This window comes from Fusicatenibacter sp. (genome assembly GCF_050872605.1).
Classification (GTDB): Bacteria; Bacillota; Clostridia; order Lachnospirales; family Lachnospiraceae; genus Fusicatenibacter.
This window is the reverse complement of sequence record NZ_JBNMHD010000025.1, coordinates 39,373-46,113: the sequence shown is the minus strand read 5'-3', so window position 1 is coordinate 46,113 and position 6,741 is coordinate 39,373. Positions and strand designations below refer to the sequence as shown.

Sequence of the window (6,741 nt, the reverse complement as noted above, 5' to 3'; positions counted from 1 at the left end):
GACCCGAAAATAATGCAAAAAAGGCAGTGCTGCAGAGCGCGAATTGCAAGGAACAGATTTGAAGGCGTACCGGGGTACGACGAAAATCTGTGACGCAGTAATTCACGCTCTGCGGTGCTGAATTTTTTGCATTATTTTCGAGGATTGCTATAAGCATCCGAATAAATTCACTGCATCAAAAAGACACAGCGGGAAGTATCCTTCTGCTTCCCGCTGTGTCTTTTTTGTTATTTTTCTACTATATAGTATGTTTCATATTATGCTCTCGGAACGCTGACAATGCGCAGATCGTATTTCTTCAGCATCTCGCCGCCCTGTACTTTTTCTCCAGTCAGGATATCTTCTTTTCCGTCGAAGACTGCCGGAAGCGGAAGCTCCTCATCCTTGAAGTTGATGATAAAGTACAGATCCTCGCCGTCTGCCTGGCGTTTTGTGATTTCCAGTGCGGTTGCTTCTTCGATGACCGGCTGAATAGCTGCGCCGTCTGCTGCCATGGCAAGTACTTTTGCAAGGCCGTTCTCGGAGAGGTCGGTTCCGACATAGTATACGATTCCTTTTCCGAACGAATTCTTCGCAACTGCGGTCATGCCTGCGTAGAAGTCATCCTCATATTTGGCAACTTCTTCGGCTCCCTCGAGGTGCATCAGGTCGCATACGAGACGGCACTCTTCCTCGGTTCCGTCTGCGAAACGGATCTTGTTTCTCTGCTCCGGTGCAAGAGCGTCGATCTCTTCTACCCATACGCCTGCCATTTTTCTGAGCGATCCCGGGTATCCGCCGAGATGAACGTTGTCCGACTGTCCGACGATACCGCTCATGTAGGTGGTGATGAGAGTTCCGCCTGCCTGTACATAAGCTTCCAGGCTCTCTGCCACACCGTCTTTTACCATGTAGAGAACCGGTGCTGCAACGAGGTCATATTTGGAGAAGTCCGCGTCGATCGGGATCATATCGACAGCGATGTTCTTGTTATAGAAGTAATTGTACATCTGCTCGATCTGATCTACGTAACGTAAATCGCGGTTCGGTCCGCTGGTGTACTCCAGTGCCCAGTAGTTTTCCCAGTCGAAGATGATGCCGACTTTTGCGTGGTTCTCGGAGCCCATCACACGGCTTCCGATTTTCTCCAGTTCTTTTCCGAGCTGGGTTACCTCACGGAAGACACGGGTATCTGCGGTTCCTGCGTGTGCGATAACAGCACCGTGGAATTTCTCGCATCCGCCGACGCTTCTTCTCAGCTGGAAGAACTGAATCGTGTCTGCGCCGTGTGCAACGGTCTGATAGCTCTGTGCGCGCATCTGGCCCGGTTTCTTTAAGGAGTTGTACGGCTGCCAGTTCTGCTGGCTCGGAGTCTGCTCCATCAGCATGAACGGTGCGTCTTTGAGGCCGCGCATCAGGTCGTGGGTCATGGCTACGTGGCTCCATGGCGTATTGTAGCTCGGGTAGTTGTCCCAGGATACGATATCCATTTCTTTTGCCCACTTGAAGTAGTCGAGGCCTTTGTACGTTCCCATCAGGTTTGTGGTGATCGGGGTTTCTTTGTCGTATTTACGGATCGCGTCGCGCTCCATTTTGTAGTTATTCAGCATGCCGTCGGAGTTGAAACGCATGTAGTCAAGAGAGATACCTGCGAATGCAGTGCCGCATCCCCATGCCATTCCGTCTCCCAGATCGTTCGGCGGTACAATCTCGTCCCAGTCGTAGATCGTGTGGCCCCAGAACTCCATGTTCCATGCCTTGTTGACTTCGTCGAGTGTTTTATATTTGTCTTTCAGCCATACGCGGAATGCCTTTGCACAGTTCTCGCAGTAGCACTCGCCGCCGTACTCATTGCTGATGTGCCAGCAGACGATGTTTTTGTTGTCGCCGTAGCGCTCAGCCAGTTTTTCTGCGAGGCGTTTTGCATATTTCTGGAAAACCGGGCTGTTCGGGCACGCATTGTGGCGATGGCCGAATTTGTGATGGCGTCCTTCGAAATCGGTCCTTGCCACTTCCGGATAACGGTGTACCATCCATGCCGGGAGTGCGCCGGTGGATGTTGCCATGACGATCTGAACGTCCTCTTTTGTCAGGGTGTCTACGATCTCGTCGAGCTCGGTGAAGTCGTACTCATTCTCGGACGGCTGGATTTTTGCCCAGGAAAATACGTTGATCGTGGTGCTGTTGATGCCGGCCTGATGGAAAAGTTTCATATCCTCATCCCAGATCTCTTTTGGCCACTGGTTCGGGTTGTAGTCTCCTCCGTATAACATTTTTTTGAATTTTGGCTGCATTTTTTTGGTTCCTCCTGTGTTTGGATATCTCGTTTTGATGGCTCTATTATATACTGGTCTTTGTGAGAAAAGTATGATATGCTTGTCTAAAAAGTATGAATTTTCGAAACTCATTCCGGAATCTTATTTTAGACTTTTCTTTCAGAAAGGAACTGACTGTTATGCCTATTTTCTTTAAACCATCCGCCTCGGATTTTTCCCTCTCCGCTGACAGCATCGGCAACCGCTGGCTGCAGGAGCCCGTTGTGCGCCCGAACGGCTTTCCCCTGTATCACTGGATCCAGACGGAACGCGGCGAAGGGCTGCTGACCCTCGAAGGCCAGGAACTTTTGCTGAAACCAGGCGACGGGGTTCTGATTGCTCCGCATGTGCCGCATGAATACCGCGAAAACGGCGGAAGCGGGATGTGGTTTACATCCTTTCTGACCTTTGACGGAAAACTCTCCGAGGATCTCTATAAAATCTGTGCCGTCGCGCCGTATCTTTTTGTCCCGGCCTCGGAGGGTACGTGGTTTCAGGAATGGATTGACCGCATGATCGACTCGCATTTTCTGAAAAATGAAATCGATGATACTGCGCTCTCCGTCGGATGCTTCGAGTTTCTGACACGGCTTTCCCAGCTCCGCACCGGCCTTTCCCGGACGGAGCATCCGCTGTATCTCCAGTATGTCCGCCCGGCAATGCAGGAAATCGAAAGTCACCTTTCCGACCCGCTCGATGTGGATGATCTGGCGGAACAACTCCATATCACGCCGCAGTACCTGACCCGCCTGTTCCAGCGTTTTGTCGGCAGCTCTGTCCGCTCGTACATCAGCGTTCTGCGCATCAGCCGCGCCAAGGAGCTTCTCATCAGCCGTCCTTACACTACGCTCGACGGCATCGCTGCCCTCTGCGGCTACCGCGATGTCAGTTACTTTATCTCGGTTTTCCGCCAGCAGACCGGGACAACGCCGAAGCAGTTCCGGAAGCTGTACGGCGTATAATCTGCAGCATCCCACTTTCCGGCACAAAAAAATCCCCCGTCTCATTTTACAGACGAAGGATCTTTTTTTCATTCTCTCTTATTTCATGCTTTTCAGAATGCTTCTCGCAACCGACAGTCCATTTGCGCTTGCCTGCTGGAGGCCGCGGGTCACGGATGCGCCGTCGCCGATGGCGCGGAGGCCTTTGACGCTGGTGCAGAAGTCTTTGTCTACGACAACTTTGTTGGAATAGAATTTTACCTCTACGCCGTACAGCAGAGTCTCATCGCTGGCGATACCCGGGGTAACTTTATCGAGGGCTTCGATCATCTCGGCAATGTCGACCATGATACGGTGCGGGAAGACCAGGGAAAGGTCGCCCGGAACGGCATCTTTTAAGGTCGGGATCAGGTTGTTGCGGCAGAGACGCTCTTCTGTCGTTCTTCTTCCGCGCTTGAAATCGCCGTACGTCTGAACAAGGATCTTGCCGTCGCAGAGCATGTTGGAGAGCTGTGCGATCTGTTTGCCGTACTCGATCGGGGTCTTGAACGGTTTCGTGAAGTTTTTCGATACCAGAAGGGCAAAGTTTGTATTGTTTGTCTTGAACTCCTGGGATTTGTAAGCGTGACCGTTTACAACTGCCAGACCGTTTTCATAATACTCGGTTGCCACCTCTCCGGACGGGTTCGTACAGAAGGTACGCACTTTGTCATCGAAGGTCGGGGTATAGTAAACGAGTTTTGCCTCGTACAGGTTCTTGTTCAGGAACTCCATGACCTCGTCGCGGACTTCCACGCGGACACCGATATCGACAGTTCCGACCTCGGTCTCAATGCCGTGACTGTTGCAGATATGGGAGAACCAGTCGGCTCCCTCTCGGCCTACTGCGGAGACAATCTCATCTGCCTCGTAAACCGTTCCGTCCTCAAGCGTTACAGCTGTCGCACGGCCGTCCTCGATCATAATATTATTGACCATCGTGTTGAATTTCATCTCCACGCCGATCTCTTTTAAGTGATCCTCGAGGCGGCTGTAAATCTTGTAGCCCTCCTCGGTTCCGAGATGGCGGATCGGACATTCGATCAGTTTCAGGTTGGCGTTGATCGCTCTGCGGCGGATCTCACGGATCTCTTTTTCTTTATCGACACCGTAAACGTTCTTGTCTGCGCCGAAATCCAGATAGATCTGGTCGGACTCGTGGATCAGCTCAACCGTCTTTTCATATCCTAAAATCTCCGGCAGATTTCCGCCGACATCCGGGGAAAGGGAAAGCTTTCCGTCGGAGAATGCGCCTGCTCCGGCAAATCCCGTTGTGATCGAGCACGGTTTGCAGTTCACGCATTTTTTCGTTTTTCTCTTTGGACACTGACGGCTTTCGATCGAACGTCCTTTTTCGATCATCAGCACCTTCAGATCCGGTTTTTCTTTCAGCAGTTCATAGGCACAGAAAATACCTGACGGGCCTGCGCCGATAATAATGACATCATATTTCATTCTTTTTTAATTTCCTCTCGTTTTTTACCCCATCACGATCAGATACTGGCCGTCCGGCAGGGCAAAGACTTCGCTCTGCTCTTCTAATTCTGCATCCGACATTTCTTCCACGTCCATGCCCTCTTCTTCCATGTAGGCGCGCACGTCGTCCAGATTGTCGGCAACGACTGCAAGGCAGTCCTCCAGAAAGGCCTCTGCCTCATCGTAATTTTCAGCCACCGGCTCATCGAATAACTGGCCCTGGTTCATTAAAAATGTGTTGATGCATTCTTCGGTATATTCTCCCATTCTGGTTTCCTCCTCTGTTCGTTTTATTGATTCTTTCTGTGAAAAAGCGTTAAGATTTCCTCCGGCCGGTCGAGCAGTTCCATCGCGTGGTTGTCGATCAGCTCCTGGCGCGGACGGAATCCCCACGTCACACCAACGGTAAACATGCCTGCGGCGTTTCCGGTCTGCATATCCGTATTGGTATCTCCAAAATATAGGCACTCTTCCGGTCTGGCGCCGAGTGCGTCTGCAATCGCGAGCGCACCGATCGGAGACGGCTTTCTCGGGATTTCTGCGGTCTGCCCCTGAATCCGGTTGAAAAATCCCGGTCCGTACACACTCTCCACGACGTGGATGGCCGCCTCGTGCGGCTTGTTGGAACATACGGCAATCGGAACTTCTTCCCGCAGCGCGGTCAGGGTTTCCCGCATATTAGGATACGGCTTTACATGATACAGCGGGTCCTCGTTGAACCACGCGCGGCCAAGGCGGATGCCCTCCTGCAGATAGTTCAGTTCTGCATCTCCGGCGTCTTTTAAGGCGCGCTCCACTGCCAGATCGAAACCGTCTCCGGCGTAAAAGTTGAAGGCTTCTACCGGGCGCGGCACAAGTCCAAAATGTTCCAGAACGCGGTTGACTGCATGCGCAATCGACTCTACGGTGTCTGCGATGGTGCCGTCCAGGTCAAAGATACAAGCTTTTATCATATTCTGACTTCCCTTCGTTGTCTCTTTTGTTCTTCGATTTTCTTTCTTCTCTCTCTTCTTGTCCGCAATCATTATATCCTGTATTTTCTCCCTGCGCAACCATATTTTCTTTTCCTGCACTTTGTGCTAAAATGAAGCTGTTTTTCAGATTCTTGGAAAGGAAAAAAACAAAATATGAATCAGACTTTGAAAATATTTTTTACCGATATGGACGATACCCTGCTGAATTCCGAAAAGCAGGTGACAAAAGAAAACATGGATGCCATTTCAGAGGCACTTGCCGCCGGCCACAAAATTGTGTTCAACACCGGCCGCCCGCTCTCCGGCTTTCTGCCGATCTTAAAAGAGCTCGGACTTGACCGCGAAGGCTGCTATGCCATCGCTTTCAACGGCGGACTGATTTACGACTGTGCTGCGCAAAAAACGCTGTACCGCCGCACGATTCCGCTCGAATATGCACGCGTCATTTTCGAAAAAACGCAGGAGGCAGGCCTCTACTGCCACACCTACTCCGACACCTCTCTTCTCTGCCGCCATGCGGGCGAGGAAACGCGTATTTACACGCAGGCAATCCACATTCCCGTTGTGGAGGATCCGCTTCTGCCGGAACACCTCTCCGAGGAGCCGTGCAAGATGATTGTAATTGATCTCCACGACCGTGCCAAAATGGATGCTTACCGCGCTGCCATGGAGCCGTGGGCGAAAGGAAAAATTTCGATGTTCTACTCCAGCCCGCATTACCTCGAGCATGTCCCGGAACACGTTTCCAAGGGCCATGCCGTGAAAAAACTCTGCGAGCTTCTTCAGATTCCGCTTGCCAACACCGTGGCCGCCGGAGATCAGGAAAATGATATTTCGATGATCGAGGCCGCTGCCATCGGTGCCGCCATGAAAAACGCAACCGATGCGGTAAAAGCAAGTGCGGATTATATCACAGAAAACGACTGCAACCACAGCGGTGTGGCAGAGATTCTTCGTAAGTTTATCCTTGCCTGATGCTGTTTCTGTGTCAAGAAACCTTCTTTTTCTTGTTTTCTT

The 6,741-nt window shown here is 51.4% G+C and carries 7 protein-coding genes; 2 read left to right on the top strand and 5 right to left on the bottom strand.

The window, feature by feature from the left end; translation table 11 throughout:
- Nucleotides 1-257: 257 nt before the first annotated feature.
- Nucleotides 258-2,273, bottom strand: coding sequence for a beta-galactosidase (locus ACY2VT_RS08920; protein ID WP_461879624.1), 2,016 nt, complete (start codon nucleotides 2,271-2,273; stop codon nucleotides 258-260).
- A gap of 161 nt (nucleotides 2,274-2,434) precedes the next feature.
- Between ACY2VT_RS08920 and ACY2VT_RS08915 the strand changes: the two genes are divergently transcribed.
- On the top strand, nucleotides 2,435-3,256 hold the full coding sequence (locus tag ACY2VT_RS08915) for a helix-turn-helix transcriptional regulator (protein ID WP_461879623.1): 822 nt from the start codon (nucleotides 2,435-2,437) through the stop codon (nucleotides 3,254-3,256).
- Between the two features lie 78 nt (nucleotides 3,257-3,334).
- Here ACY2VT_RS08915 and ACY2VT_RS08910 read toward each other — a convergent pair whose 3' ends face one another.
- Genes ACY2VT_RS08910 through ACY2VT_RS08895 form a run of 4 tightly spaced genes read right to left on the bottom strand, consistent with a single transcriptional unit; the run spans nucleotide 3,335 to nucleotide 5,806 of the window.
- A complete protein-coding gene (locus tag ACY2VT_RS08910; RefSeq protein WP_461878206.1) occupies nucleotides 3,335-4,729 on the bottom strand; it encodes an NAD(P)/FAD-dependent oxidoreductase in 1,395 nt (464 codons plus the stop codon).
- A 24-nt stretch (nucleotides 4,730-4,753) separates the two neighbouring features.
- The gene (locus ACY2VT_RS08905) at nucleotides 4,754-5,017 is read right to left on the bottom strand and encodes a hypothetical protein (protein WP_055221292.1); all 264 of its coding nucleotides are present in this window, start codon (nucleotides 5,015-5,017) and stop codon (nucleotides 4,754-4,756) included.
- 23 nt (nucleotides 5,018-5,040) lie between these two features.
- Nucleotides 5,041-5,703, bottom strand: coding sequence for an HAD family hydrolase (locus ACY2VT_RS08900; RefSeq protein WP_461873903.1), 663 nt, complete (start codon nucleotides 5,701-5,703; stop codon nucleotides 5,041-5,043).
- Nucleotides 5,681-5,806, bottom strand: a complete 126-nt coding sequence (locus ACY2VT_RS08895; RefSeq protein WP_459919895.1) for a hypothetical protein — start codon at nucleotides 5,804-5,806, stop codon at nucleotides 5,681-5,683. Before ACY2VT_RS08895 ends, ACY2VT_RS08900 begins: the two co-directional genes overlap by 23 nt.
- Nucleotides 5,807-5,877: 71 nt before the next feature.
- Here ACY2VT_RS08895 and ACY2VT_RS08890 point away from each other — a divergent pair, with 71 nt between their 5' ends.
- On the top strand, nucleotides 5,878-6,699 hold the full coding sequence (locus ACY2VT_RS08890; RefSeq protein WP_461879622.1) for a Cof-type HAD-IIB family hydrolase: 822 nt from the start codon (nucleotides 5,878-5,880) through the stop codon (nucleotides 6,697-6,699).
- Nucleotides 6,700-6,741: the final 42 nt, after the last annotated feature.